Origin of the sequence: Azonexus sp. IMCC34839 (assembly GCF_047047955.1) — a bacterium.
Lineage (GTDB): Bacteria > Pseudomonadota > Gammaproteobacteria > Burkholderiales > Rhodocyclaceae > Azonexus.
Genome location: NZ_CP150631.1, coordinates 3037213 through 3062688, shown reverse-complemented (window position 1 = coordinate 3062688; position 25476 = coordinate 3037213). Strand labels below are relative to the sequence as shown.

Annotated in this window: 25 protein-coding genes; 6 read left to right on the top strand and 19 right to left on the bottom strand. The window is 61.5% G+C overall.

Features of this window, described 5'->3' with window-relative positions; genetic code table 11:
• Positions 1-4 precede the first annotated feature (4 nt).
• Together WIF35_RS14950 and WIF35_RS14945 are read left to right on the top strand one after the other, a co-directional pair.
• Positions 5-1453 carry a glycosyltransferase family 39 protein gene (locus WIF35_RS14950; RefSeq protein ID WP_412479021.1) on the top strand — a complete coding sequence of 483 codons (1449 nt, stop codon included), beginning with the start codon at positions 5-7 and terminating at the stop codon, positions 1451-1453.
• Positions 1434-2126, top strand: coding sequence for a phosphatase PAP2 family protein (locus WIF35_RS14945; protein WP_412479020.1), 693 nt, complete (start codon positions 1434-1436; stop codon positions 2124-2126). Before WIF35_RS14950 ends, WIF35_RS14945 begins: the two co-directional genes overlap by 20 nt.
• On the opposite strand, the gene WIF35_RS14940 is transcribed toward WIF35_RS14945, so the two are convergent.
• The 10 genes from WIF35_RS14940 to rpe form a co-directional block, all read right to left on the bottom strand.
• Positions 2112-3440: a sigma-54-dependent transcriptional regulator gene (locus tag WIF35_RS14940; protein ID WP_412479019.1), complete on the bottom strand. Its 1329-nt coding sequence runs from the start codon at positions 3438-3440 to the stop codon at positions 2112-2114. The genes WIF35_RS14945 and WIF35_RS14940 overlap by 15 nt on opposite strands.
• Positions 3437-5218, bottom strand: a complete 1782-nt coding sequence (locus WIF35_RS14935) for a sensor histidine kinase (protein ID WP_412479018.1) — start codon at positions 5216-5218, stop codon at positions 3437-3439. Before WIF35_RS14935 ends, WIF35_RS14940 begins: the two co-directional genes overlap by 4 nt.
• A gap of 224 nt (positions 5219-5442) precedes the next feature.
• Entirely contained in the window at positions 5443-6171 is a 729-nt protein-coding gene (locus WIF35_RS14930) for an amino acid ABC transporter ATP-binding protein (protein WP_412479017.1), read from the bottom strand.
• A 22-nt stretch (positions 6172-6193) separates the two neighbouring features.
• Entirely contained in the window at positions 6194-6874 is a 681-nt protein-coding gene (gene gltK / locus WIF35_RS14925; protein WP_412479016.1) for a glutamate/aspartate ABC transporter permease GltK, read from the bottom strand.
• Between the two features lies 1 nt (position 6875).
• Positions 6876-7613: an amino acid ABC transporter permease gene (locus tag WIF35_RS14920; RefSeq protein ID WP_412479015.1), complete on the bottom strand. Its 738-nt coding sequence runs from the start codon at positions 7611-7613 to the stop codon at positions 6876-6878.
• 49 nt (positions 7614-7662) lie between these two features.
• Positions 7663-8724: an asparaginase gene (locus tag WIF35_RS14915; RefSeq protein ID WP_412479014.1), complete on the bottom strand. Its 1062-nt coding sequence runs from the start codon at positions 8722-8724 to the stop codon at positions 7663-7665.
• A 66-nt stretch (positions 8725-8790) separates the two neighbouring features.
• The gene (locus WIF35_RS14910; RefSeq protein WP_412479013.1) at positions 8791-9687 is read right to left on the bottom strand and encodes a glutamate/aspartate ABC transporter substrate-binding protein; all 897 of its coding nucleotides are present in this window, start codon (positions 9685-9687) and stop codon (positions 8791-8793) included.
• A gap of 293 nt (positions 9688-9980) precedes the next feature.
• Positions 9981-11456: an anthranilate synthase component I gene (gene trpE, locus WIF35_RS14905; protein ID WP_412479012.1), complete on the bottom strand. Its 1476-nt coding sequence runs from the start codon at positions 11454-11456 to the stop codon at positions 9981-9983.
• Between the two features lie 131 nt (positions 11457-11587).
• Positions 11588-12268: a phosphoglycolate phosphatase gene (locus WIF35_RS14900; RefSeq protein ID WP_412479011.1), complete on the bottom strand. Its 681-nt coding sequence runs from the start codon at positions 12266-12268 to the stop codon at positions 11588-11590.
• Positions 12268-12969 (bottom strand): ribulose-phosphate 3-epimerase, encoded by a 702-nt coding sequence (gene rpe / locus WIF35_RS14895; protein ID WP_412479010.1) that lies wholly within the window; start codon positions 12967-12969, stop codon positions 12268-12270. The genes WIF35_RS14900 and rpe overlap by 1 nt, the downstream gene beginning before the upstream one ends.
• Positions 12970-13005: 36 nt before the next feature.
• On the opposite strand from rpe, the gene apaG reads away from it, so the two are divergent.
• Positions 13006-13389 carry a Co2+/Mg2+ efflux protein ApaG gene (gene apaG / locus WIF35_RS14890; protein WP_412479009.1) on the top strand — a complete coding sequence of 128 codons (384 nt, stop codon included), beginning with the start codon at positions 13006-13008 and terminating at the stop codon, positions 13387-13389.
• A complete protein-coding gene (locus WIF35_RS14885; RefSeq protein WP_412479008.1) occupies positions 13386-13979 on the top strand; it encodes a class I SAM-dependent methyltransferase in 594 nt (197 codons plus the stop codon). Before apaG ends, WIF35_RS14885 begins: the two co-directional genes overlap by 4 nt.
• Here WIF35_RS14885 and ydiK read toward each other — a convergent pair.
• Positions 13935-15062 carry an AI-2E family transporter YdiK gene (gene ydiK, locus WIF35_RS14880; protein WP_412479007.1) on the bottom strand — a complete coding sequence of 376 codons (1128 nt, stop codon included), beginning with the start codon at positions 15060-15062 and terminating at the stop codon, positions 13935-13937. The two genes, WIF35_RS14885 and ydiK, sit on opposite strands and share 45 nt — an antisense overlap.
• Before the next feature lie 178 nt (positions 15063-15240).
• Here ydiK and WIF35_RS14875 point away from each other — a divergent pair, with 178 nt between their 5' ends.
• The gene (locus WIF35_RS14875; RefSeq protein WP_412479006.1) at positions 15241-15582 is read left to right on the top strand and encodes a hypothetical protein; all 342 of its coding nucleotides are present in this window, start codon (positions 15241-15243) and stop codon (positions 15580-15582) included.
• Between the two features lie 53 nt (positions 15583-15635).
• On the opposite strand, the gene argJ is transcribed toward WIF35_RS14875, so the two are convergent.
• From argJ to WIF35_RS14860, 3 genes are all read right to left on the bottom strand, one after another.
• The gene (gene argJ, locus WIF35_RS14870; RefSeq protein WP_412479005.1) at positions 15636-16862 is read right to left on the bottom strand and encodes a bifunctional glutamate N-acetyltransferase/amino-acid acetyltransferase ArgJ; all 1227 of its coding nucleotides are present in this window, start codon (positions 16860-16862) and stop codon (positions 15636-15638) included.
• Positions 16863-16920: 58 nt separating this feature from the next.
• Positions 16921-19638 carry a preprotein translocase subunit SecA gene (secA, locus tag WIF35_RS14865; protein ID WP_412479004.1) on the bottom strand — a complete coding sequence of 906 codons (2718 nt, stop codon included), beginning with the start codon at positions 19636-19638 and terminating at the stop codon, positions 16921-16923.
• 100 nt (positions 19639-19738) lie between these two features.
• Positions 19739-20659, bottom strand: a complete 921-nt coding sequence (locus WIF35_RS14860) for a M23 family metallopeptidase (protein ID WP_412479003.1) — start codon at positions 20657-20659, stop codon at positions 19739-19741.
• Positions 20660-20669: 10 nt separating this feature from the next.
• On the opposite strand from WIF35_RS14860, the gene WIF35_RS14855 reads away from it, so the two are divergent.
• Positions 20670-21104 carry a DciA family protein gene (locus WIF35_RS14855; RefSeq protein WP_412479002.1) on the top strand — a complete coding sequence of 145 codons (435 nt, stop codon included), beginning with the start codon at positions 20670-20672 and terminating at the stop codon, positions 21102-21104.
• Here WIF35_RS14855 and WIF35_RS14850 read toward each other — a convergent pair.
• The 5 genes from WIF35_RS14850 to WIF35_RS14830 all read right to left on the bottom strand — a co-directional run bounded on the left by WIF35_RS14850 (position 21091) and on the right by WIF35_RS14830 (position 25473).
• Positions 21091-21279, bottom strand: a complete 189-nt coding sequence (locus WIF35_RS14850; RefSeq protein ID WP_412479001.1) for a hypothetical protein — start codon at positions 21277-21279, stop codon at positions 21091-21093. The two genes, WIF35_RS14855 and WIF35_RS14850, sit on opposite strands and share 14 nt — an antisense overlap.
• Positions 21280-21285: 6 nt before the next feature.
• Positions 21286-22200, bottom strand: coding sequence for a UDP-3-O-acyl-N-acetylglucosamine deacetylase (gene lpxC / locus WIF35_RS14845; RefSeq protein WP_412479000.1), 915 nt, complete (start codon positions 22198-22200; stop codon positions 21286-21288).
• Between the two features lie 84 nt (positions 22201-22284).
• On the bottom strand, positions 22285-23463 hold the full coding sequence (gene ftsZ, locus WIF35_RS14840) for a cell division protein FtsZ (RefSeq protein ID WP_412478999.1): 1179 nt from the start codon (positions 23461-23463) through the stop codon (positions 22285-22287).
• A 35-nt stretch (positions 23464-23498) separates the two neighbouring features.
• Positions 23499-24728, bottom strand: coding sequence for a cell division protein FtsA (gene ftsA, locus WIF35_RS14835; protein ID WP_412478998.1), 1230 nt, complete (start codon positions 24726-24728; stop codon positions 23499-23501).
• A 4-nt stretch (positions 24729-24732) separates the two neighbouring features.
• Entirely contained in the window at positions 24733-25473 is a 741-nt protein-coding gene (locus tag WIF35_RS14830) for a cell division protein FtsQ/DivIB (RefSeq protein WP_412478997.1), read from the bottom strand.
• Between the last annotated feature and the right edge of the window lie 3 nt (positions 25474-25476).

The following is a 25476-nucleotide window of genomic DNA, read 5'->3' as shown; positions in this document are numbered from 1 at the left end:
TGCGGTGCACATCGCTCAAAGCCGGAAATTGCTGATTGCGCTGGCGGCCATCCTGGTCGCCTGGCGCTTCTGGGCCTTGCCGCAACTCGGCATCACGCTCTATGTCGACGAAGCGCAATACTGGACCTGGGCGCAGCATCTCGACTGGGGCTATTTCTCCAAGCCGCCCGGCATCGCCGCCCTGATCTGGCTGTCGACCCAACTCTTCGGCGACGGCCTGCTCGGCGTCAAGGCGCTCGGCATGCTGTGCTACCCGCTCGCTGCCATCGCCTGCTGGGGCATCGCCGCCCGCCTCTACGACGAGCGCGTCGCCTTCTGGTCGGCGCTGGCTGTGCTCACCGTGCCGATGTTCGCCTGGCTCGGCCTGTTCGTATCCACCGACGCACTGCTTACGCTGTGCTGGACCTCGGCACTGTGGGCCTATCTGCGTGCCGTCGATGAAGACCGCTGGGGCGACTGGCTGCTGCTGGGCCTGATCGGCGGCCTCGGCCTGCTGTCCAAATACACCATGGCCGCCTTCCTCGGCGCCGCCTTCCTGCACCTACTGCTCTTCCGGCGCGACCGGTTGGCTTCGGCCAAGCCCTGGACCGCCGCTTTGCTCGCCTTGGCCATTCTCAGCCCCAACATCTGGTGGAATGTCACCCACGACTTCCCCACCTTGAAGCACACCGCTGACATCACGCTCAACCGCAAGGCGGGCGGCGGTCTGAAAGCGCTAGGCGAATTCTGGGGTGCCCAGTGGGCGGCCTTCGGCCCCATCCTCGGCAGCGTTTTCGTCATCGTCCTGCTGCGCGTGCGCGAAAGCTGGCACGACCCACGCACCCGCCTGCTGCTCTGGTTCGCCCTGCCGCTGTGGGCCGTTGTTTCGGCGCAAGCCTTCAAGAGCACCGCTAATGCCAACTGGGCCGCACCTGCCTTCGCCCCGGCAGCCATCGCCGTCGTCGCCTGGCTACTCGCCCGCCAGCGCCAACGCCTGCTCGCCTGGGGCATTGCGCTCAACGTGGCGCTGGTCGGCCTGGCTTACCACTGGCCGCAACTGACTGCTGCGGTGCACGGGCAAAAAACGGCAAAAATGGATCCCTACCTGCGGGCCCGCGGCTGGGACGATCTCGGCCGCCAACTGACGCCGCTGCTGCAAGCCCATCCCGACGCCGTGCTGGTTGCCGACAACCGCACCCTGCTCGCCCACATGCTGTACGAACTGCGCGCGTTGCATCCGGCAGCCGCCAGCTGGAACCCGAGCGGCGAGGCAAGCGATCACTACAAGCTGACCACCGACCTTCGCCCCTATGTCGGCAAGGATGCGCTCCTGATCACCCAGGATGCGCCGGGCGAGGATTTCAACCGCCGTTTCGCCAAGGTCGAAAAACTGGTCACGCTGAAAGCGCCGCTCGATGCCGAGCGGTCGCGCGACATGGACGTTTATCTGCTGCATGACTTCAAGGGCTACTGAACTGCGCATCGCGCTGATCGTCTTCGGCGTGCTCGCCGTGACCTTCGTCGTCTTCCCGCAGATCGACCTGTGGGCGAGCGGCCTGTTCTATCGCGGCGAAGGACAGTGGTTGTTCAGCCGCGACGACCCGTGGCTGAACATTCCCTATCGCAGTCTGCCCCGCATCGGTCAAGGCTTGCTGCTTGTGCTACTCGCCCTGCTCCTGCTCAGTTTCGTCAAACGCTTCAGCGGCTTGCGCGCCCGCCGCAGCGTGCTCGGCTTTCTACTGGCCGGCGCCCTCCTCGGCCCGGTGCTGCTGGTCGATGGCACGCTGAAGGAACACTCCGGACGCACCCGCCCGGTCAATACCGAGAACTTCGGCAGCACCAGGCAATTCACGCCAGCCTTCATTCCGGCCGACCAGTGCCAGCAGAACTGCTCCTTCGTCAGCGGCCATGTCGCTACGGCATCCTTCATCATGGCTTTCGGCTGGCTCGGCGCGCCAGCCATCCGGCGCCGCTGGCTACTCGGCAGCATCGCCTTCGGCGGCTTGTTCGCCCTGGTCCGCATGTCACCCGGCGGCCACTTCTTGTCCGACTGCATCTTCGCCTGGTTCGCCACCTACTTCAGCCTGTGGCTGACCGAATGGGCCTTCCGCCGGCTCGGCTGGCTCCCCCGCTCAGGCGCTCAGTAAGCCGTATTTCTTCAGCTTGTCGTGCAAGGTCGTACGCGCGATCTTCAAGGTCTCGGCCGTGCGCGCGATGTTCCCCGACTGGCGGGACAACTCGTCGGAAATGAGCAGGCGCTCGTAGTTTTCAACCGCCTCGGTCAGCGACGGCGCTTCCGCCACCATGGCGTTACCCGGGGTGGAGTGACCGACACCCAGCACCCGACAATCGGCCGCGTTGTGCAATTCGCGAATGTTGCCCGGCCAGTCGTAGGCCATCAGGCGGCGCATTTCATCGGAACCGATCGTCGGCAGCGGCCGGTTGTAACGCTTGGCCGCCTGTAGCAGGAACGCGTCGTACAGCGCCGGAATGTCCTCGCGTCGTTCGCGCAGCGGCGGCAGATCGATGCGCACCACATTCAGGCGGTAATAGAGATCGCCGCGGAACTTGCCCTGATCGGAAAGAAGCTTGAGGTCGGCCTTGCTCGCTGCGATGACCCGGCACGATACCGGGATCAACTGATTGGATCCAAGGCGTTCGACCACCCGTTCCTGCAGGACGCGCAGCAGCTTGATCTGCATGGTCAGGGGCATGGTTTCCACTTCATCGAGGAAAAGCGTGCCGCCGCTGGCGTATTCGACCTTGCCGATACGCCGCTTCTGGGCGCCGGTGAAAGCACCCGGTTCGTGACCGAACAACTCGCTGTCGAGCAGGGTTTCCGCCATGCCGCCGCAATTGAGCGCCACGTAGTGTTCGCGGCTGGCCCCGGAATAGTCGTGCAGGCAGCGCGCGACCATCTCCTTGCCGGTGCCGGTTTCTCCCATGATCAGCACGTCCACCGCAGCATTGGCCACGTCAAGGATCAGCTGACGCACGCGGACCATCTGCGGCGAACGTCCGATCAGGCGCGACTCCAGATCGTCGCGATTGTCCAGGCGACGGCGCAAGGCTTCGACCTCGAGCACCAGGGCACGCTTTTCCAGCGCCCGGCGCACGACTTCGACCAGATCGCCGGTCGAAAAAGGTTTCTGCATGAAATCATAGGCACCGGCACGCATCGCCTCGACCGCCAGCGTAATGTCGCCATGTCCGGTGATCATGATGACCGGCAGATCGGCATCGAGCTGGTTGATCCAGCGCAATAAGGCCATACCATCCATGCCCGGCAGGCGCATATCGGTCACGACGATACCGGAATAGCCCGCCGCCAACTGGCGCTGCGCTTCCTCAGCCGTCGCCACCGCCATCACCGAAATACCGGCGAGCTGCATCGCCTGCTCGCAGCCCAGTCGGACATTCGGATCGTCTTCGACCAGCAGAACGGTCAATGCGGAATTCATGCTGCCTCCTCAACAGGTGGCGCCATAGGCGCGGTCGGCAAAAGAATGGTGAAGCGGGCGCCACCCTCCGGCGCCGGGGCCGCCAGCAAATCGCCGCCGAAGTCACGCAGAATGTCACGCGAGATGGTCAGGCCAAGGCCCAAACCTTCACCCGGCTGCTTGGTGGTGAAAAATGGCTCGAACAGCCGGGCCAGTGCGGCATCGTCGAACCCGCTGCCGGTATCGCTAACGAAAAGCGCGATGCGCTGTCCGCTGCTGCGCGAGGCGACGAATTGCAATCGGCGCTGCGCGCTATCTGCCATCGCATCGATGGCGTTGCCGATCAGATTGACCAGAACCTGCTGCAAACGGTTGGCATCGCACCAGGCGATCAAGGGCTCGCTACCGAAGTCCTTGTCGACAACGACGTTGTGCTTGCGCAGGCGCTGGTCGAACAGGAAGAGCGCCGCATCGACCGCCCGCGCCACATCCACCGCGCTCGGCACGGCGGGAGATTTGCGGGCGAAGGTCTTCAGCGGGCCGATGATGCCGCCCATCTGTTCGGCCAACTGGCCAACGATGGCGAGATTCTTCTCCGCCGTCGCGGCATCGCCCCGACGCATGAATTCGGCGGCGTTGGCCGACAAGGTTTGGATCGCCCCCAACGGCTGGCTCATTTCGTGCGTGATGCCGGTCGCCATCTGCCCAAGAACGGCCAGCTTGGCCGCCTGCACCAACTCATCCTGGGCGGCGCGCAAGGTTTGCTCGGCGCGCTGGCGCTCGGCCACCTCGCTCTGCAAGCGACTCACCGCATCGCTCAAATCGGCCGTGCGCGCCTCGACCTTCTGCTCCAACTCGCGGTTGGCCTGCTCCAGCATCGCTCTTGCCTCTTCACGCCCCTTGGCCAAGCGTCGACGTTGATTCAGATACAACAGCCCGAGCATCAGACAGCCTATGGCCGCCGCCGCCAGCGCCGCATGCGTGCCGGCCTGCATGGCGACCGGGCGCAAATCGGAGAAAACCACAATGCGCCAGGCCGTATCGGGCAGATTGCGCGCTACGGCGAGAAACGGCCGCGCCCCGGTCTGCGGCCCGACATCGCCCCGCAAGTGCCGCGGCAGACTGACTACCGCCCCGTCGTCTGCACCAGCCAGATCGATATCGAGCGACACCTCGCCCAAGGGCAGCCCGGCGAACTGATCGCGGCTGATTTTTTCCAAAGTCTCGTGGCTTTGCGCCTGCAGCGTGGCGTAACGCCACTCCGGTGGCGAGGCCAACAAGACGACCCCGTTGTTGTCCACGATCAAGGCCGGCGCTTCCTGGCTGAGCCAACGCCTTTCGCTCTCGCGTATGCTGGATTTGACAACCGCCACACCAATCACGCGCCATTCCTCGTTCTCGTCGCGAATCGGCTTGGCAAAGAAATAACCCGCCTCGTGCCTGACCTTGTCGACGGCATAATGCCGTGCCGGCGTACCGGCCACCGCATCGCGGAAAAAGGGCATATAGGAAAGGTCCGAGCCCAGCAGGTTGTCGGAAAAGATCCAGTCGCTCGATGCGATGACCTTGCCTTGCGTATCCAGCACGAAAATCGCCGGCCCGCCCAGGTTGTCGTTCAGTTTTTGCAGAAAGCGGTTGGCGGCCGGACGCAAACCTGTCTGCCCGCCCTCCGGTGCCCGCAACAAGGCCAGCACCTCCGGATTCAATTCAACTGCGCTGGGGATCGACGCATGTCGCGTGACCTCGCTGTCGATGGCCGCCGCCAGAATATCCAGCTGATGACTGGATTCCCAGCGCATCTGGTTCAATCCACTGCGCTCCGAAACCCTGAAGGCAAGGACAGCCACCAGCAACAACAGCAACAGGGCAAGGGCTATCCCTAGTGGACGATGCGGGCGGGCAAGCGCGACAGGAATCGTTGGCTGAACTTCTGGCATCCAGTTGGCGATGCGTTTTCGTACTTTCGTTAAGAATTAGCCGCTAAGCATCAGCCTTTGCCCAACCTGCGCAAAAGCCCCTCGATTTAATGCTGCAGAATCTTCGCCAGGAATTGCTGCGCACGCTCGGAGCGCGGATTGGCGAAGAAGGCTTCCTTGCTGTCGTCCTCGACGATGCTGCCTTGATCCATGAAGATGACACGATGTGCCACCCGCTTGGCAAATCCCATTTCGTGCGTGACGCACATCATGGTCATTCCTTCCTGGGCGAGCTCGGTCATGACATCGAGCACTTCATTGATCATTTCCGGATCGAGCGCCGAGGTCGGCTCGTCGAACAACATGCAGATCGGATCCATGGCCAAGGCGCGGGCGATGGCCACGCGCTGCTGCTGGCCGCCGGAAAGCTGGCCGGGAAACTTGTGGGCATGCGCCTTCAGACCGACGCGATCGAGCAGTTTCAGACCCTTGTCCATGGCCTCGTCGCGGTTACGCTTCAGCACCTTGATCTGCGCGATGGCCAGGTTCTCGGTAATGCTCATGTGCGGGAACAGCTCGAAATGCTGGAATACCATGCCGACACGAGCGCGCAGCTTGGAAAGATTGGTCTTCGGATCGCCGACGGAGGTGCCATCGACAATGATCTCGCCAGACTGAAAAGGCTCCAGGCCATTGACGCACTTGATCAGGGTCGACTTGCCGGAGCCCGACGGGCCGCACACGACGACCACTTCGCCCTTGCTGACCGTGGTCGAACAATCCTTGAGCACCTGGAAATCGCCGTAGTGCTTGCTGACGTGGGAAATCTGGATCATGAGAATCTCCTGGGAACGGCGATCAGGCCGGGTGATATTTTTTCTGCAGATGCTTGACCAGCGTCGATGCAGCGAAACAGATAACGAAATAGACGGCGCCCGCGAAGAGCAACAGCTCGACCAGACGGCCATCGCGGTCGCCAACCTTGTAGGCGGCGCCGAAGAAGTCAGCCAATGCCGAGACGTAAACCAGCGAAGTATCCTGGAACAGGATGATGGCCTGGGTCAGCAGCAGCGGGATCATGTTGCGGAAGGCCTGCGGCAGGATGACCAGTCGCATGGCTTGCCCGTAGGTCATGCCCAGTGCCGAGCATGCCGCCATCTGCCCCTTGGGCACGCTCTGGATACCGGCTCGGATGATTTCCGAGTAGTAGGCAGACTCGAACAAAGCGAAACCGATCATGGCCGACGAGAGGCGCAGATCGGCCCCCGGCGGGAAATTGAATATCTGCTCGATGAAGCGCGGAATGATCAGGAAGAACCACAACAGAACCATGACCAGCGGCACGGCACGGAAGAGATTGACGTAGCCGGCGGCAAACAGCGACAGCGCCTTGATCGACGACAAGCGCATCATGGCCAGCAAAGTGCCCCAAACGATGCCGACAATCACTGCGGTTAGCGTGATTTCGAAGGAAATCTTCATGCCGTCCCACAGGAAGGGCAAGGCGCCGGGAATGGAAGACCAGTCGAATTCGTACATATCACTTACCTCCCATGTAGCCGGGGACGCGAACCTTGTCCTCGAACTTCTTCATCAGGAACATGACGACCACGTTGATCGAAATGTAGGCAATGGTCACGGCGATGAAGGATTCGTAAGGCTGCGCGGTGTAATCAACCAACTGACGCCCCTGGGCAGCCAGTTCAAGCAGGCCGATGGTCGAGCAGACGGCGGAATTCTTGAAAATATTGAGGAATTCGGACGTTAGGGGCGGCACGATCAAACGAAACGCCATCGGCAGCATGACGTGACGGTAGGTCTGCGGCAGCGTGAAGCCGAGCGCCAGGCCGGCGTTCTTCTGCCCCTTGGGCAAGGAATTGATGCCGGCGCGAACCTGTTCGGCGACACGGGCACTGGTAAACAAGCCTAGGCAAACCATCGATGCGAGGAACTGCTGGAGTATCGGGTTGGACTGCTTATAGGCGTCGCCAATACTCGGCGGCAGCAATTCCGGCAGAACGAAATACCAGATGAACAATTGCACCAGCAACGGAACGTTGCGGAACAATTCGACATAGGCCGTCGCAAGCCCGGCCAAGACCTTGTTCGGCACCGTCCGCAAGACCCCGACCAAGGCCCCCAGCAGCAGGGCCAAGGCCCAGGCCGACAAGGACAGGCCAATGGTCATCTTGAAGCCGGCGATCATCCAGCCCAGATAGGTATCGTCACCTGTCGCGCTCGGCTGCAGGAAGATACCCCAGTTCCATTGATAACTCATGGTGATTCCCCCAAGAGGCCGCTGACTGCTTCAGCCAACAGCCGTTTACTCAATACTCCCAAAAGATACGCTGCAATTCCTTGCTGTCGCTCGTCTTGGTCAAGGCGACGGCGGCAAGGATGCGCGCCTTTTGTGGATTCAGATCGTGCGCAACGACCCAGTCATACTGGTCGTCCGGTTGCTCGGCATTGCGCAGGACAAAGCCTCCGGCGTTGACATGCGAGGAACGGATGATCTGGACGCCCTGCCCACGCAATTCACGCAATGCGGGGACGACACGGTTGCTCACCGAGCCGTTGCCGGTACCGGCATGGATAATGGCCTTCGCCCCCTTGTCGGCCAAGGCGCGATAGGCGGTGTCGCTGACGTTGCCATGACCATAGGCGATCTCGACCGGAGCCAAGGCATCGATCTTGTCGATGTCGAATTCTGAATTGACGGTATGGCGCTTGGCCGGCAGACGGAACCAGTAATTCTTGCCCTCGACCACCATCCCGAGCGGACCCCACGGGCTCTTGAAAGCGCCGGCCTGAATGTTGACCATCTTGGAAACATCGCGGCCGCTGTTGATTTCGTCGTTCATCGCGACCAACACCCCCTTGCCACGTGCATCCTTGCTTGCCGCCAAACCGACTGCGTTGAACAGGTTCAGCATGCCGTCCGCCGACATTGCCGTTCCCGGACGCATGGAGCCGACAACAACAATCGGCTTCTCGGTCCGGACAACCAGATTCAGGAAGTAGGCGGTCTCTTCCAGCGTATCGGTGCCGTGAGTGACCACGACACCATCGACATCCTTTTGCTTGACGAGTGCCGAGACGCGCTTGCCCAGGGTCATCAAATGCTCGTTGGTGAAACTCTCGGAGGCGATCTGGAAAACCTGCTCGCCGCGTACGCTGGCGACATCCGCCAAGGTCGGAATGCCGGCGATCAGCTTGTCGACCGGCACCTTGGCCGCCTGATAGGTTGCACTCTTGGCGGCATCGGCCCCGGCCCCGGCAATCGTGCCACCGGTAGCCAGGATGACAACGCTGGGCTTGTCTGCGAACGCCGGCAAGGCCAGTACGCAGGCAAGCATCAACAAACCACGAGAAACGATTCGTTTGAGCATGCTGTTCTCCGTTGTAGTTGGGGTGGAAGTCGGGGCAGCCCGTGGCTGCCCCTTACTGTCTATTTATTATTCGAAGGCCTTGTCGTTCGGGGCCTTGTACAGCGCCTTCATCTCGTCAGAGAGCGGCATGCTGAGGTTCAAGCCCTTCGGCGGAATCGGGTTCAGGAACCACTTGTTGTAAATCTTTTCAGCTTCGCCGGAGGTCATCGCCTTGGTCAACGCTGCATCGACAAGCTTCTTGAAGCCCGGATCTTCCTTGCGCAGCATGCAGCCATAGGCTTCCTTGGATTGAGCCGTACCAACCACAGCCCAGTCGCCCGGACGCTTGGCCTTGGCCATTTCGCCGTAGAGCAGCGCGTCATCCATCATGAAGGCGACGGCACGGCCGGTTTCCAGGGTCAGGAAGGATTCGCCGTGATCCTTGGCGGAGATGATGTTCATGCCCATCTGCTTCTCTTCGTTCATCTTGCGGATGAGACGCTCGGATGTCGTACCGGCGGTGGTCACCACGTTCTTGCCAGCGAGATCAGCGAAATCGTTGATGCCGGAAGTCTTCTTGGTCATCAAGCGGGTACCGATGACGAAGATGGTGGTCGAGAAACCGACCTGCTTTTGACGCTCGAGGTTATTGGTCGTCGAACCGCACTCGATATCGACCGTACCGTTCTGGATCAGGGTGATGCGGTTGGCCGAGGTAACCGGCATCAGCTTGGTGTCGAGCTTGGCCAGCTTCAGTTCGGACTTGACGGCGTCGACCACCTTCAGCATCAGTTCGTGCGAGTAGCCGATGACCTGCTGCTTGTCGTCGTAATAGGAAAACGGGATCGAAGATTCGCGATGGCCCAGCGAAATGGTGCCGGTGTCCTTGATCTTCTTGAGGGTTGCGGATTCCTGGGCCTGGGCCGGCGTAAAGGTAGCGGCCCCCAGGGCGGCGACGAGAGCTGCAATGGCAAATCGTTTCATAACATCTCCTGAGGAATGAAGAAGCCGCAGATCGACTTCGGCCTTCCATACTACGCAGGTGGCGTGCCAGATGGCAAGCGATATAAAAAATAACGTAAGCCAATGTTTTATATGGATTTAATGACAATCCACGCAGCCCGCGTGACGAAAATCCGTCACATCAGGCCAGAACACCATCGGATTTCCGACACCAACACCAGCTGCCATCTAACTTCGAGGCACGACTGCTGCGGTGCACATAAAAAAACGCCCAAAAATGGGCGTTCTTTTTTGTCCCGACCAAGCCGCAGAAATCAGTCGATCCGGGTATCCAGCCCCTGCTCGGCCAACTCGGCGGCACGCAGGACGGCACGCGCCTTGTTCTGGGTTTCCTGCCATTCGGATTCGGGGTTCGAATCGGCCACGATGCCAGCACCGGCCTGGACGTGCAGCTTGCCGTCCTTGACCACGGCGGTGCGGATGGCGATGGCCAGGTCCATGTCACCGTTGAAGCCGAGATAACCGACCGAACCGGCGTAGACGCCGCGCTTGACCGGCTCCAGTTCGTCGATGATTTCCATGGCCCGCACCTTTGGTGCGCCGGAGACTGTCCCGGCCGGAAAGGTGGCCTTCAGTACGTCGATCGCATCCAGCCCCTTTTCCAGGCGGCCTTCCACGTTGGAGACGATGTGCATCACATGCGAGTAGCGCTCGATGACCATGCGCTCGGTCAGCTTGACGCTGCCGACCTTGGCGACGCGGCCGCAGTCGTTGCGTCCAAGGTCGAGCAACTGGGTGTGTTCGGCCAGTTCCTTCTGGTCGGACAGCAAGTCATCGGCCAGCGCCGCATCTTCTTCCGGAGATGCACCACGCTTGCGGGTGCCGGCGATGGGGCGCACGGTGACACGGTCACCTTCGAGGCGGACGAGGATTTCCGGCGAAGCGCCGACCACGTGGTAGTCCTCGAAGTCGAAGTAGAACATGTAGGGCGACGGGTTCAGGCTACGCAGCGTGCGGTACAGCGCCAGCGGGCTGGCGTGAAAGGGCTTGCTCATACGTTGCGACAGCACGACCTGCATGATGTCGCCTTCGGTGATGTAGTCCTTGGCCTTCAGCACCGCTTGTTTGAAGGCGGCTTCGCCGAAGACCGAGACGGCCGGTTCGGAACGCGCCGGCTGTTCGGCCGGGATGCTGACCGGGGTACGCAGCTTGCCGAGTAACTCTTTCAGACGAGCGCGCGCCTTCTGGTAAGCGCCGGGGAAGCCGGGCTCGGCATAGACGATCAGGGTCAGCTTGCCGGAGAGGTTGTCGACTACGGCGATTTCCTCGGACAGCAGCAGGTGGATATCCGGCGCGCCGATTTCGTCCGGCCGCTGGGTGCGCGTCAGCTTGGTTTCGACATAGCGGATGGTGTCATAGCCGAAACAGCCGACCAGGCCGCCGAGGAAACGCGGTAAACCGGTCGCTTCCGGCGCCCGGAAGCGCTTCATGTACTTGTCGATGAAATCGAGCGGATTGGTATCGTGCTCGCGCTCGGCGATGCGGTTACCGGTCAGCACCAGCACCTCATGGCCGGTGACGACGATGCGCGTCGGTGCAGCCAGGCCGATGATGGAGTATCGGCCGAAGCGCTCGCCGCCCTGCACGGATTCGAGCAGGTAGGTGTAGGGGCCGTTGGCCAGCTTCAGATAGATGGACAGTGGCGTGTCGAGATCGGCAAACGTTTCCAGCGTCACTGGAATACGGTTGTAGCCTTGCGCGGCGAGCGCGTTGAATTCGGTTTCGGTCATGGGAAGCCTCGAAAATGACGTGTGTTTGCAGCGAACTGGGTGCGCCCTGTGTCGCGTGGGCGAAGAACGGACGAACGGTTACCGACGCCAGGGGCGCCAGCCGTGCCATTCCTTCCAGTTGCGGGAGTGCGTCATTTGTCGTGTGAGGTCTTGAAAGTGAGGGCTTGCCGGTAGGCGGCAAGCAGATCGGATACTAGCGCATCGCAATCGGCACTGTCCACCGGCCGCCCCTCGTTGTAGCCGTAGGGCACGGCAAAGGCCGGGCAACCGGCGGCGTGGGCCGCATGGATGTCGTTTTCCGAATCGCCGATATGCAGGTTGCGGTCCGGCCGCACGCCGAACAAACGGCAGGCATGCAGGATGGGCTCCGGATGCGGCTTCTTGTTGGCCGTCGTATCGCCGGAAACGATCACGTCGAAATAATCGGCCATGCCCATGCGCTCAAGCAGCGCTTCGGTGAACATGCCCGGCTTGTTGGTCACAACCCCCATCTTCAGGCCACTCTCTCGCCAGGCTTGCAGGCCTTCGAGGACGCCCGGATAAATCTGGGTAAATTGCCCGTTCACCGCAGCATAGTGCGTTTTGAACGACTCGATGGCCTGGTGCAGACGCTCGGCCGTCGGCGCCCGCTCGCGCGTCAGGCAACGTTCGACCAGCACCGCCATGCCCTTGCCGACGAAACTGTGCACCTCGGCCTGGCTCCGTGGCGGCTCGCCGATCTCCTCGAGCATGCGGCGGCAGGCCTCGGCCAGATCGGCGATGGTGTCGAGCAGCGTGCCGTCGAGATCGAAGGTGACCGACTGGAAGTGCATCACACGGTCGCCAGTTGGGCGCGCAGGGCGCCGATGATCGAATCGTAGCGATTGGGGTCGCTGTCCTTGCCCGCACCATATACAGCCGAACCGGCGACGAAGGCATCGACGCCGGCACGGGCGATTTCAGCGATGTTGGCGGTGTTCACGCCACCGTCGATCTCCAGGCGGATGCGGCGTCCGCTCTCGCGCTCGTAGGCATCGAGCTTGGCGCGGGCCTGCTTGGCCTTGGCCAGCGTGCCGGGAATGAATTTCTGGCCGCCGAAACCGGGGTTCACACTCATCAGCAGGATGACGTCGATCTTGTCGAGCACGTAATCCATGTAGTCCAGCGGCGTCGCCGGGTTGAACACCAGGCCGCCTTGGCAGCCGCCGTCGCGGATCAGCGACAGGCTGCGGTCGATGTGCTCGGAGGCTTCCGGGTGGAAGGTGATGATATTGGCCCCGGCCTTGATGAAATCGGGGATGATGCGGTCCACCGGCTTGACCATCAGATGCACGTCGATCGGTGCTGCGGTACACGGCCGGATAGCCTCACAAACCAGCGGCCCGATGGTCAGGTTGGGAACATAATGGTTGTCCATCACGTCAAAGTGAATCCAGTCGGCCCCCGAGGCGATGACGTTGGCCACTTCCTCGCCCAGCTTGGCGAAATTGGCGGACAGAATGCTCGGCGCGATGACGTAATCTTTGGCTGACATGATGCTTCCCTAAACGAAAACAGACGAAATTATCCCATGTCCGACACGCCCCCGTACCAAATCGAGATTGTGGCCGTACCGCAATTCATCCCCGAGCAATCCAACCCCGAAGAAAACAGCTACGTCTTCGCCTACACCATCACCATCCGCAACGTCGGCAGCCAGCCGGCCCAGCTGATTTCCCGCCACTGGATCATCACCGATGCCCATAACGAGGTGCAGGAAGTGCGCGGTCTTGGGGTGGTCGGCCATCAACCGCTGCTGAAGCCGGGCGAATCCTTCGAGTACACCAGCGGCAGTTCGCTGAAGACGCCGGTCGGCACGATGAAAGGCAGCTACCAAATGGTCGGCGAGGACGGCACCCGCTTCGATGCCGAGATTCCGGAGTTCGTCCTCGCCGTGCCGCGCGTGCTGCATTGAGCCTGAAGCATACCTACACGCTGATCGCGCCGTTCTACGACGCGGCGCTCGACCGGGCGACACGGGCAGCACGCAAGCACAGCCTGTCGGCGCTGCCGGCAGAGCCATCGCGGGTCTTGCTCGCCGGGGTCGGCACCGGGCTGGACCTGCCGCATCTGCCGCGCCAGCATCGCTACGTCGGCCTCGATCTGACCGAAGCCATGCTCCGGCGCGCCCTGCCGCGCGTTCCCGGTATCGATTTCGCACCGCTACGCGGCGACGCCCAGCGCCTGCCGCTGGCCGATGGCAGTTTCGACGCGGCAGTGCTGCACCTGATCCTGGCCGTCGTACCGGAGCCGCGCCTGTGTCTGCGCGAAATCGAACGCATCGTCCGGCCGGGCGGCAGCGTGCTGGTCTTCGACAAGTTCCTGCGTCGCGGCCAACCCGCGCTACTGCGGCGCCTGGCCAACCCTGTCCTGCGCCGGGTCGCGACCCGGCTCGACGTAGTCTTCGAAGAGGTGCTCGAACACACGCCTGGCCTGGCGGTCGAGCACGATCAGCCGGCGCTAGCCGGCGGCTGGTTCAGGATGATCCGGCTGCGCCGGGTCTGAGGTTTCCTCGGCCGGCGCTTCCGGCTCCTCCTTACCCAAGGCGTCCTCGATCCAGGCCAGCATCAAGGTCCAGGTTACGGCCAACACGACCGGACCGACGAAGAGACCAATCAGACCGAAGCTCAGCATGCCGCCGATGACCCCGGCGAAGATCAGTAGCAGCGGCAGATCCGCGCCGCGTCGGATCAGCATCGGCCGCAGGAAGTTGTCCAGCGTGCCGACGATCAGGCTCCAGACGAGCAGGAAAGTCGCCCAGCCGGTATCGCCGACCCAATACATCCAGCCCACCGCCGGCAACAGCACGACCATCGGCCCGACCTGGGCGATGCACAGCATCAGCATCAAAGCCGAGAGCAAACCGGCGAAGGGCACACCGGCCACCGCCAGCCCAATGCCGCCAAGTACCGTCTGCACCAGCGCCGTGACGCCCACACCCAATGCCACGCCACGAATCGCTTGTCCGGCCAGAATGACAGAGTTGGCCCCACGCTCGCCGGCCAAACGCCGGCCGAAACGCAGAACCAGCCGACCGCCAGCCTCACCCTCGGCATAGAGAATGCCGGCGATGCCGACGATCAACAAAAACTGCAACAACATGCCGCCGAGACTACCCACCTGAGCGAGCACCCACTTACCAGCATCCGTGGCGTAGGGCGAAAGTTTGCTGGCCAACTCCGTGCCGCCCCCGGCAATCGCCTGATTCCAGGCACTGCTCGCCTTCTCGCCGACCAGCGGCATGCCGGCCAGCCAAGCCGGCGCTGGCGGCAGGCCCTTTTCGGCCAGGCCGGTCACTGCTGCGGTGTACTGGTCAAAATGGTCAAAAATGGTGTCGATGGCCAACCACAGGGGCAGCACCAACAGCAGCAACATGCCCAGGCTCATCAGGCCGATCGCCAACCAGCGTCGCCCGCCCAGACGGAGTTCGAGATCGCGGAACAAGGGCCAGGTTGCCACAACCACCGTCGCCGCCCACACCGAAGCCGCCAGGAAAGGGCGTAACACCCAGAGCGACAAACCGATCAGGCCGACGATACAAGCAATGGCCAGCGTATTGCGGGCAAGATCTCGGCGGACGTCTTTCATGGAACTCCTTCGATGCGCAGCGGCAAGCATGGACTTTATTTGACACCCGCATCATGCCAAGCGGCAGGCGAAAGCTCAAATGGCGAAACATCCGTTGCGAAGGTGTAAAGCTTGTGTAAAACCCGCGCAACTCTGGCCCCGAAGTGCTTTACTGGAAAAAAGCAGTTAGGAGTACAACATGCGTATCGTCAGCCTGGTTCTCATTGCCGCCTTGGCCTCGCCCGCCCACGCCGACCCCGGGCGAGGCCCTCGTCCGCACGGTGGCGGCGGCGGTAGCGACTGGGTGGGCTTCGCCCTGTTCACTGCCATCACGGCGCTGATCCTGACCTCGGAAATAGCCAGGCGCACCGAGCCTCCGACCCAGCCTCAACAACCGGTTTACATCGAGCCGCCGGCAAATGCCGCTCCTGCGCCCTCGGCCAACACGTGGTATTACTGCGGTTCCAGCGGCCAGTATTACCCCTACACGCAAGCCTGCCCGGAAGGCTGGCAAGCCGTTCCCGCCCGGCTGCAGAACTGAAATGAACCGGCCCGCTCAGGAGCGGGCCGTTTCAGCACAAGGACGGAGAGCGATCAGCTACGGTAGTCCGCGTTGATCTTCACGTAATCGTAGGAGAAATCGCAGGTATAGACATTGGCGGCCACCGCGCCACGACCAAGATCGACACGCACGGTGATTTCGGCCTGGGCCATGACGCGGGCGCCGTCTTCTTCCTTGTAGGCCGTAGCACGACCGCCGTTTTCGGCGACCAGCACATCGTCGAGCCAGACCTTGACGCCATCGACATCGAGATCGGCAACGCCGGCGTAGCCCACCGCAGCCAGGATACGGCCGAGATTGGGGTCGGAAGCGAAGAAGGCGGTCTTGACCAGCGGCGAATGGCCGATGGCATAACCGACCTTACGGCACTCATCAATGTCCTTGCCACCCTGCACGGCGACCGTGATGAACTTGGTCGCACCTTCGCCGTCACGCACGATGGCCTGCGCCAGTTCGACGGAAACGGCAATGATGGCAGCCTTGACCTCGGCCCAGCCGGCATCGCTTTCGCTGGTGAAGCTGACGCCGGATTGACCGGAAGCGATCATCACGTAGGAGTCGTTGGTCGAGGTGTCGCCATCGACGGTGATGCAGTTGAACGAGGCATCGGCCGCCTCCTTGACCAGCCTGTCGAGCAAGGGCTGGGCGATGCCGGCGTCAGTCGCCAGAAAACCCAGCATGGTCGCCATGTTCGGCTTGATCATGCCGGCACCCTTGGAGATGCCGGAAATCGTGATTTCCTTGCCGTGCACCGCAAGCTTGCGCGAGGCGGCCTTGGCGATGGTGTCGGTGGTCATGATGGCATGCGCAGCGGCATGCCAGTTATCGGCTTTCAGATCAGCCACTGCAGCCGGCAGGCCGGCCCGGATGCGATCGACCGGCAGCGGTTCGAGAATCACGCCGGTCGAGAACGGCAGCACCTGATCGGCGGCCACGCCCAGGGCGGCAGCCACGGCATCGCAGGTCGCCTGCGCCGTCTGGCGGCCCGGCTCGCCGGTGCCGGCGTTGGCGATGCCGGTGTTGATCACCAGCGCGCGCATTTCCTTGCCTTTGCCCAGATGCTTGCGGCAGAGCTGTACCGGCGCCGCACAGAAACGGTTCTGGGTGAACACGCCGGCCACGGTACAACCCGCATCGAGGGCAACCACGGTCAAATCGCGACGATTCTTTTTGCGAATCTCGGCTTCGGCGACGCCAAGGCGCACGCCGGCGACGGGAAAGAGTTGATCGGCGGCCGGAGTGGCGTAATTGACAGGCATTGGTTCGACTCCCAAAGCAATCAAGGCGTCCGATGGACGCCTTGCGGTTCAAATCGGATCAGGAAAGTTTTCCGTGGCAGTGCTTGTACTTCTTGCCGCTGCCGCAGGGACAGGGATCGTTACGCCCGACCTTGGGGGCGGACTGCACCGGCTGCTGTGCAGCCTCGTCGTCCGCGGCCGGGGCGTTGCCCAAGGCTTCGTCGTAATCGGCATGCTGGTACTGCACGTTCTGCACCTCGGCGTGCGGCGCAGTTTCCTCAACATCTTCCTGGGTGCGGATCTGCACGGTGAAGACGACGCGGGTGACTTCCTTGCGCACGACATCGAGCAGGGTCTCGAACAGTTCGAAGGCTTCGCGCTTGTATTCCTGCTTCGGATTCTTCTGGGCATAGCCACGCAGATGGATGCCCTGACGCAGGTGATCCAGCGCCGCCAGGTGCTCGCGCCAATGGGCATCGAGGCTCTGCAGCATGACGTTGCGTTCGAACTGATGGAAGGTCGGGGCACCGACCAGGTCGATCTTGGCCTGATAGGCTTCGTCGGCACCTTGAACGATGCGATGCAGCATCTCTTCGTCGGTCAGCGTCGGCTCGGCCTTGACCCAGGCGGCAGCCGGTGCGGCGATCTGCAACTCGGCGGCAAGTTCGCGCTCCAGTCCTTCGAGATCCCATTGCTCTTCGACCGATTCTTCCGGCACATGGGTACGGAAGATATCGGCAATGACACCATGACGCATGGCGGTAATGGTTTCCGAAATATCCTCGGTTTCCAGCAATTCGTTACGCTGCTGGTAGATCACCTTGCGCTGGTCGTTGGCGACGTCGTCGTATTCCAACAACTGCTTGCGGATATCGAAGTTGCGCGCCTCGACCTTGCGCTGAGCCGACTCCAGCGAACGGGTGACGAGCGGATGTTCGATGGCCTCGCCTTCCGGCATCTTCAGCTTGTCCATGATGGCGCGCAGACGCTCGCCAGCGAAGATACGCAGCAACTGGTCGTCGAGCGACAGGTAGAAGCGCGACGAACCAGCATCGCCCTGGCGACCGGCACGGCCGCGCAGCTGGTTGTCGATGCGGCGCGATTCGTGGCGCTCGGAGCCAATGATGTGCAGACCGCCGGCGGCCAGCACCTGGTCATGCACGACTTTCCATTCAGCCCGCATGGCTTCGATCTTGGCTTGCTTGTCGGCCTCGTTCAGGCTCTCGTCCTGGCGCACGGCGTCGACCGGCTTTTCGATATTGCCGCCGAGCACGATGTCGGTACCGCGACCGGCCATGTTGGTGGCGATGGTGATCATGCCGGGGCGGCCAGCTTGGGCAACGATCTCCGCTTCGCGGGCGTGCTGCTTGGCATTGAGCACCTGGTGCGGCAGATTTTCCTTGTCGAGCAGGCCCGACAGCAGTTCGGAGTTTTCGATCGAGGTCGTACCGACCAGCACCGGTTGACCGCGTTTATTGCAATCGCGGATATCAGCGACGATCGCCGCGTGCTTTTCGTCGGCCGTCTTGTAGACGAGGTCGTTCATGTCCTTGCGCACCATCGGGCGATGCGTCGGGATGACGACGGTTTCCAGACCGTAGATCTGCTGGAATTCGTAGGCTTCGGTATCGGCCGTACCGGTCATGCCGGCCAGCTTGCCGTACATGCGGAAGTAGTTCTGGAAGGTGATCGAGGCGAGCGTCTGGTTCTCGGCCTGGATGGCCACGCCTTCCTTGGCCTCGACCGCCTGGTGCAAGCCGTCCGACCAGCGGCGACCAGCCATCAGGCGACCGGTAAATTCGTCAACAATGACCACTTCGCCGTTCTGTACGACATAGTGCTGATCCTTGTGGAACAGGGTCAGCGCGCGCAGAGCGGCATTCAAGTGGTGCATCAGCGTGATGTTTGCGGCGTCGTACAGGCTGCTGCCTTCGCGCAGCAGGCCATGTTCGGCCAGCAGCTGTTCGGCGTGCTCGTAGCCGGTTTCGGACAGATGAACCTGGTGCCCCTTTTCGTCGACCCAGTAATCGCCCGCGCCATCCTCTTCCATGGCACGACTCAGCTTGGGCACAACCTCCCGCATGCGCACGTAGAGATCGGTGTGATCGTCAGCCTGACCGGAAATGATCAGCGGCGTACGCGCCTCGTCGATAAGGATGGAGTCCACCTCGTCGACGATGGCGAAATTGAGACTGCGCTGGACGCGCTGGTCGGCTGAATAGACCATGTTGTCGCGCAGGTAATCGAAGCCGAATTCGTTATTGGTGCCGTAGGTGATGTCGGCAGCGTAGGCCGCCTGCTTGGCCTCGTGGTCCATCTGAGACAGATTGACGCCGACGCTCAGGCCAAGGAAACGGTGCAGACGTCCCATCCACTCGGAGTCACGCGTCGCCAGGTAATCGTTAACGGTGATGACATGCACGCCCTTGCCAGAGATGGCATTCAGATAGGCCGGCAACGTGCCGACCAGCGTCTTGCCTTCACCGGTACGCATTTCCGCGATCTTGCCGAAATGCAGCACCATGCCGCCGATCATCTGGACATCGAAATGGCGCATCCCGAGCACACGCTTGCCGGCTTCGCGCACGACGGCAAAGGCTTCCGGCAACAGATCGTCGAGCGACTCGCCATTGGCATGGCGCTGACGAAACTCGTCGGTCTTGGCACGCAACGCTTCGTCGGACAGACCTTGCAGCGACGGCTCGAGGGCGTTGATGTGTTTGACGATCTGGTTGTATTGCTTGAGCAGTCGATCGTTGCGGCTGCCGAAAATCTTCTTGAGTAGACCGGAAATCATCGCGATGGAATGGTTGTGTGCCTAGCACGGCAAAGCGCGGATTCTAGCACGCCACCCTGGCGCGAACATGACAACTCAAATCAAGGATTTAAGCCTTGCCTCAACGACGCTTGAGTTGCGCGAACTCCATGTTCTGCTTCAGGAAGGTCGCCGGATTCTGCGCTACGCCCAGCATGCGCACCTCGAAATGCAGGTGCGGCCCCGTGGAGCGCCCGGTCGTCCCGATGGCACCGATGGTTTCGCCACGCTTGACCAGCTTGCCAGGCTTGACGTCCATCCGGGAGAGGTGGGCATAACGCGAAACCAGACCATCCCCATGATCGATGTCGACCACATTGCCGAATTCAGGATGATAAGAAGCCGACTGAATGACACCGTCGGCAGCCGACATCACCGGCGTGCCGGTTTCGGCATTGAAGTCGATGCCTTCGTGCATGGCCTGTACTCCGGCAATCGGGTCGCTCCGATGCCCGAAAGGTGAACCCAAAGCCGCACTCTTCACCGGCAGCGTCGTCGGCGTGCGACGATCGCGTACCCGTTTTTCCAGCAGATGGGACTCCATGATGGCCAGATCGTCGGCCTTGCGATCCACTTCCGAGGCCAAGCGGTCGATTTCACGCTGCAGTTCATCGGGATTCAAAGGGAGCGGGATCAAGGGACCGCCCTTGCCATCCTTGACCTCGGCGATGGCAACGCTGCGCTTCACTCCGGAGAGGTTCTCGACCCGATCGCCCAGCATATCGAGCTGCAATACGCGCGCCTGCAGCTCGCCGAGACGAGTCGCCATCAGGTTGAGGTTGTTGCTCAGGAATTCCTGATTCTTTTTCGCCTCACGGTTCTGCAACGAAAGCAACAAGTCCTCGACCACCGGCAGACGGAAACGCACCGACAGCCACGAGAACATCGCTGAGGTGGCGAAGACGATCAACAAGAAAGCCAACGCGACGGCAGCAATATGCCGAGGCATAATGGCGATGGTTTTGGCCGCCTTCAGATGGCGGGAAACAACGATAATCTGCACGCAACCTCCTATGCACCACGGACCCGAGTATTACCTGGACAACGATGCCGCCGCCGGGCGCGTCATGCAGCACGCGCGAACCATTCTGCGGCTGGCTCGTCGTTTCGAGTCCATCGTTCCGGGCGGTCTGCGCCATGCGGCGCGCGTCGCCAACTACAAGTCAGGAAAAGTCGTTATCCACACCGACAACGGTGCAGTCGCCGCCAAAATCCGCCAGATGAGTCAGCGGTTGTGCGACGAGTTATCCACGGGAGGGGTGGAGTGTAATGTCATGGAAGTGAAAGTGCAACCCAGAGAGAACACTTACCAATCAAGCACTTCCACCATCAAGCCGCTCAGCGGCCCAGCCTGTGCGGCTTTACGCGGGACAACACAGGCGTTGCCAACAGGGCCGTTGCGTAGCGCTTTGGAGCACCTACTGGAACGTTCGCTCAAACAGGAATGATCGCCAAGCGCTCGACAAACATCAGCGCAAAAATCAGCAGGGCGAAAAGAATACCGTAGCGAAACAAACGCCCGGCCAGTACGAGGTAGTTACGGTTACCGGTGAAGGCATAGGCCAGAAGGCCGACACCGATGGCGATGACCAGGATGACTGCCAACAGGCGCAGCAGCCACATCAGCGATCAGGCCGCTTGGGCCAGCCAGCGGGTAACACCTTGCGGCGCGACGGCTTCCTCTTCGAAACTGACCAGTTCCCAGGACTCCTGGCGCTGCAGGAGTTCTCGCGCCAACATGTTGTTCAGGGCATGCCCACCCTTGTGCGAGGAATATGCTGCCAGCAGGGGATGACCGAGCAGGTAGAGATCGCCAACTGCATCGAGGATCTTGTGTTTGACGAACTCGTCGCCATAACGCAGGCCATCCTGATTCAGCACGCGGAACTCGTCGAGCACGATGGCGTTCTCGAGTCCGCCCCCCAAGGCCAATCCGTTCTCGCGCAGGTATTCGACTTCCTGCATGAAACCGAAGGTACGGGCGCGAGAAACCTCGCGGATGTACGACTGCTCGGCAAAATCGATTTCGGCTTTCTGCGCCGACTTGTCGATGGCTGGATGGTTGAAGACGATGGAAAAAGCGAGCTTGTAGCCTTCATAAGGCTCGAAGCGAGCCCACTTGTCGCCATCGCGAACCTCGATCGGCTGGGTCACGCGAATGAATTTCTTGGCTGCGTTCTGCTCCTCAATCCCTGCAGACTGGATCAGGAAGATGAACGGCGCCGCCGAGCCATCAAGGATGGGCACTTCCGGTGCATCCAGATCGACCCAGCAATTGTCGATGCCCAACCCGGCAAAAGCGGACATCAGATGTTCGATGGTACCAACCTTCACCCCGTCCTTTTCCAGACAGGAACACATGCGCGTATCGCCGACCATGAAGGCTTTGGCCGGGATATCCAGCGGCTCCGGCAAATCGACGCGACGGAAGACGATGCCGGTATCCGGGGCAGCCGGGCGCAGGGTCATATTGACCTTGACGCCACCGTGCAGGCCGACGCCTGAGGCACGAATGACCGTCTTGAGCGTGCGTTGCTTGAGCATGCTAAGTATCTGAATGATTGGGGAAGGTGACGCATTGTAACACAATGCGTCACCGCCCTTTTTCAGAGAAAGGTTTTGTTACTCTTAGTCGGCTTGCTTTCTCAGGAAGGCAGGAATGTCATAACGATCGACGCCGCTGTTTGCCAGCGCTTCAACGGTGACGTTGCGCTTGCGTACGACTGCCGGCACGTCGGCGATCTGGTTGTAGTCGATGGCTGGGCCGCTGGTGAATGCGACAGCATCGTGCGTACCGGTAGCGACGGCTTGCACGACCGGGGTGTTGACCACTTCGAAGGTCTGACGCTTGGCGGCGGCCTGACCCAGACCGGTGGCGACCACGGTGACGCGCAGCGCATCGCCCATCAGTTCGTCATACACGGCACCGAAGATGATGTGCGCGTCTTCGGCAGCGAAGGCCTTGACGGTGTTCATCACCTCGTTGACTTCCTTCATCTTCAGGTTGCCCTTGGCAGCCGTGATATTGACCAGCACGCCACGCGCACCGGACAGATTGACCCCTTCCAGCAGCGGCGAGGCGACTGCCTGCTCGGCCGCAATGCGGGCGCGATCGACGCCGGCGGCGGAAGCGGACCCCATCATGGCGCGGCCCATTTCACCCATCACGGTACGCACGTCTTCGAAGTCGACGTTGACCAGACCCGGATAGGTAATGATTTCGGCAATGCCCCCAACGGCGTTCTTCAGGACGTCATCGGCTGCCTTGAAACAGTCGTCGACATCGGCATCGTCGCCCATTACTTCCATCAGCTTGTCGTTCAGGATCACGATCAGCGAATCGACGTGCTTGGCGAACTCGGAAATACCGGCCTCAGCCGACTTCATGCGCTTGCCGCCTTCGAAGCTGAACGGCTTGGTCACCACGCCGACGGTCAGGATGCCCATTTCACGGGCAATCTCGGCAACCACCGGCGCAGCGCCGGTACCCGTACCGCCCCCCATGCCTGCCGTAATGAAGGTCATATGCGCGCCTTCCAGCATGGCGCGGATATCTTCGCGGTGCTGTTCGGCGGCGGCCTTGCCGGCTTCCGGCTTGGCACCGGCACCCAGGCCGCTTTGGCCCAGCGACAACTTGGCCGCGGCCGCATTACGCGACAGGGCCTGCGCATCGGTGTTGGCAGCGATGAATTCGACGCCGCTCACACCTTCGCGAATCATGTGCTCGATGGCATTGCCACCTGCACCACCCACACCGAACACCTTGATGATGGTGCCAGTCTCTTCTTTCTCGATGATTTCAAACATGACTACCTCCTCTGAAAAACCTGTTCACAAACAAATCAAAAATTCTTGGCAAACCACTGCTTCATGCTTTCGAAGACATCCTTGATGCCTTGCTTTTCCTGAATCTTCTGGCCGCGCTTGCGCTGCGATTGCGCTTCGAGCAGCAGACCGAAGGCGGTCGAGAAACGCGGGCTCTGCACCACGTCGGCCAGGCTGCCGTGGTATTTCGGGCTGCCGAGGCGGACCGGCATGTGGAAGATTTCCTCGCCCAGTTCAACCATACCCGGCATGACGCTGGCGCCGCCGGTCAGCACGATGCCGGACGACAGGACGTCCTCGAAGCCGGCCCGGCGCAATTCGTTCTGGATCAATTCGTACAACTCCTCTACGCGCGGCTGGATCACGTCGGCCAGCGCGCGGCGGCTCAACTTCCGGCTCGGGCGGTCGTCCACGCCGGCGACATCGAGGTTTTCATCAGCATCCGCTAGCAGGGACAAGGCGCAACCGAACTTGCACTTGATGTCCTCGGCTTCGCGCGTCGGCGTGCGCAAGGCCATGGCGATATCGTTGGTAATCTGGTCGCCGGCGATGGGAATCACCGAGGTGTGACGAATGGCGCCCTGGGTCCACACGGCGATATCCGTCGTACCGCCACCGATATCGATCAGACAGACACCGAGATCCTTCTCGTCCTCGGACAGCACGGCATAGCTGGACGCCAGGGGCTGCAAGACCAGATCATTGACCTCGAGGCCGCAACGGCGCACGCATTTGACGATGTTCTGGGCGGCCGACACGGCGCCGGTAACGATGTGCGTCTTGACCTCGAGGCGCATGCCGCTCATGCCGATCGGCTCGCGGATCCCATCCTGGCCGTCGATGACGAACTCCTGGGTCAGGATATGCAGGATTTCCTGATCGGCTGGGATCGGCATCGCCTTGGCGGTTTCGATCACGCGCTCGATGTCGGTAGGCGTGACCTCCTTGTCCTTGATCGCCACCATGCCGTTCGAGTTGAAGCTCTTGATATGGCTGCCGGCGATCCCGGTGTAGACGTCGCGCACCTTGCAATCGGCCATCAGCTCGACTTCCTGGATCACCCGGCTGATGGTGTGCACCGTCTCCTCGATATTGACCACGACCCCCTTCTTCAGGCCGCGTGAATCCTGCGAGCCCATGCCAATCACGTTCAGCCCGCCTTCCTGATCGATCTCTGCCACCAGCGCAACGATCTTGGAGGTACCGATATCCAGCCCGACCACGAGGTCCTTGTTGTCCCTGCTCATCTTCCTACTTTCCCTTCCCTTCGCCCGCAGTCCGCATCGCGAACCCGTTCGGATAACGCAAATCCACCACCGCCGGCACCGCGCCCCGCTTGCCGATCGTTTCCGGATAAACCTCGATAAATCGCTGTAAACGGTCGTGCACCGTAGCTTTCTGCTGCTCTCGCCCGATATCGACCGACATGCCGCTGTCCAGCCTGGTTTGCCAGGCCAGACGCGGCGAAAGAATCACCTGTGTTGGGCGTGCGCCGACCGGCGCAAAGGCCTCGATGAACTCGCCGTAACGTTTCAGAACTTCCGGCGCTGTGCCCAACGGACCGTAGAGCAGCGGCATCCGGCTGTTCTCGTCGGGCGTCGGCGTGGCTACGAAGACCTCTCCGTAGCTGTTCACCAACTCGCCGCGTCCTTCGCCCCAACGCGCCACCGGACGATGCTCCTCGACGCGGATTTCCAGACGCGATGGCCACACGCGGCGCACTTCGGCCTTGCGCACCCACGGCAACTTCTCGAGGGCGGAGCGCACGCTCTCCAGATTCAGGCTGAAGAAATTGGCCCGCAACGTCGCCGGCAACACCTGCTCGATCTCGGCTCGCCGCGTATGTGCCATTTCCTCGACGAAGACCACCTGTTTCACCGGCAAGGATGGAACACGCACCAGCCACACTGCTGCCGCGACGAGCACAGCCGCCGAAGCTGCCAGAATCAGCAGGTCGGCTATCGCGTTCAACAGGTGTGGTTTGTTCCACATTCA

What these genes read in the sequence shown, in the direction of transcription:
- WIF35_RS14940 (WP_412479019.1), bottom strand. Translation starts at nt 3,440, where the DNA reads ATGAATTCCGCATTGACCGTTCTGCTGGTCGAAGACGATCCGAATGTC.
- WIF35_RS14915 (WP_412479014.1), bottom strand. Translation starts at nt 8,724, where the DNA reads ATGCTCAAACGAATCGTTTCTCGTGGTTTGTTGATGCTTGCCTGCGTA.
- WIF35_RS14830 (WP_412478997.1), bottom strand. Translation starts at nt 25,473, where the DNA reads ATGTGGAACAAACCACACCTGTTGAACGCGATAGCCGACCTGCTGATT.
- rpe (WP_412479010.1), bottom strand. Translation starts at nt 12,969, where the DNA reads ATGTCAGCCAAAGATTACGTCATCGCGCCGAGCATTCTGTCCGCCAAT.
- WIF35_RS14900 (WP_412479011.1), bottom strand. Translation starts at nt 12,268, where the DNA reads ATGCACTTCCAGTCGGTCACCTTCGATCTCGACGGCACGCTGCTCGAC.
- WIF35_RS14945 (WP_412479020.1), top strand. Translation starts at nt 1,434, where the DNA reads ATGACTTCAAGGGCTACTGAACTGCGCATCGCGCTGATCGTCTTCGGC.
- argJ (WP_412479005.1), bottom strand. Translation starts at nt 16,862, where the DNA reads ATGCCTGTCAATTACGCCACTCCGGCCGCCGATCAACTCTTTCCCGTC.
- WIF35_RS14850 (WP_412479001.1), bottom strand. Translation starts at nt 21,279, where the DNA reads ATGTGGCTGCTGCGCCTGTTGGCAGTCATCCTGGTCATCGCCATCGGT.
- WIF35_RS14935 (WP_412479018.1), bottom strand. Translation starts at nt 5,218, where the DNA reads ATGCGCTGGGAATCCAGTCATCAGCTGGATATTCTGGCGGCGGCCATC.
- WIF35_RS14910 (WP_412479013.1), bottom strand. Translation starts at nt 9,687, where the DNA reads ATGAAACGATTTGCCATTGCAGCTCTCGTCGCCGCCCTGGGGGCCGCT.
- apaG (WP_412479009.1), top strand. Translation starts at nt 13,006, where the DNA reads ATGTCCGACACGCCCCCGTACCAAATCGAGATTGTGGCCGTACCGCAA.
- gltK (WP_412479016.1), bottom strand. Translation starts at nt 6,874, where the DNA reads ATGTACGAATTCGACTGGTCTTCCATTCCCGGCGCCTTGCCCTTCCTG.
- ftsA (WP_412478998.1), bottom strand. Translation starts at nt 24,728, where the DNA reads ATGAGCAGGGACAACAAGGACCTCGTGGTCGGGCTGGATATCGGTACC.
- lpxC (WP_412479000.1), bottom strand. Translation starts at nt 22,200, where the DNA reads ATGCTCAAGCAACGCACGCTCAAGACGGTCATTCGTGCCTCAGGCGTC.
- WIF35_RS14875 (WP_412479006.1), top strand. Translation starts at nt 15,241, where the DNA reads ATGCGTATCGTCAGCCTGGTTCTCATTGCCGCCTTGGCCTCGCCCGCC.
- trpE (WP_412479012.1), bottom strand. Translation starts at nt 11,456, where the DNA reads ATGACCGAAACCGAATTCAACGCGCTCGCCGCGCAAGGCTACAACCGT.
- ydiK (WP_412479007.1), bottom strand. Translation starts at nt 15,062, where the DNA reads ATGAAAGACGTCCGCCGAGATCTTGCCCGCAATACGCTGGCCATTGCT.
- WIF35_RS14920 (WP_412479015.1), bottom strand. Translation starts at nt 7,613, where the DNA reads ATGAGTTATCAATGGAACTGGGGTATCTTCCTGCAGCCGAGCGCGACA.
- WIF35_RS14930 (WP_412479017.1), bottom strand. Translation starts at nt 6,171, where the DNA reads ATGATCCAGATTTCCCACGTCAGCAAGCACTACGGCGATTTCCAGGTG.
- secA (WP_412479004.1), bottom strand. Translation starts at nt 19,638, where the DNA reads ATGATTTCCGGTCTACTCAAGAAGATTTTCGGCAGCCGCAACGATCGA.
- WIF35_RS14855 (WP_412479002.1), top strand. Translation starts at nt 20,670, where the DNA reads ATGCACCACGGACCCGAGTATTACCTGGACAACGATGCCGCCGCCGGG.
- ftsZ (WP_412478999.1), bottom strand. Translation starts at nt 23,463, where the DNA reads ATGTTTGAAATCATCGAGAAAGAAGAGACTGGCACCATCATCAAGGTG.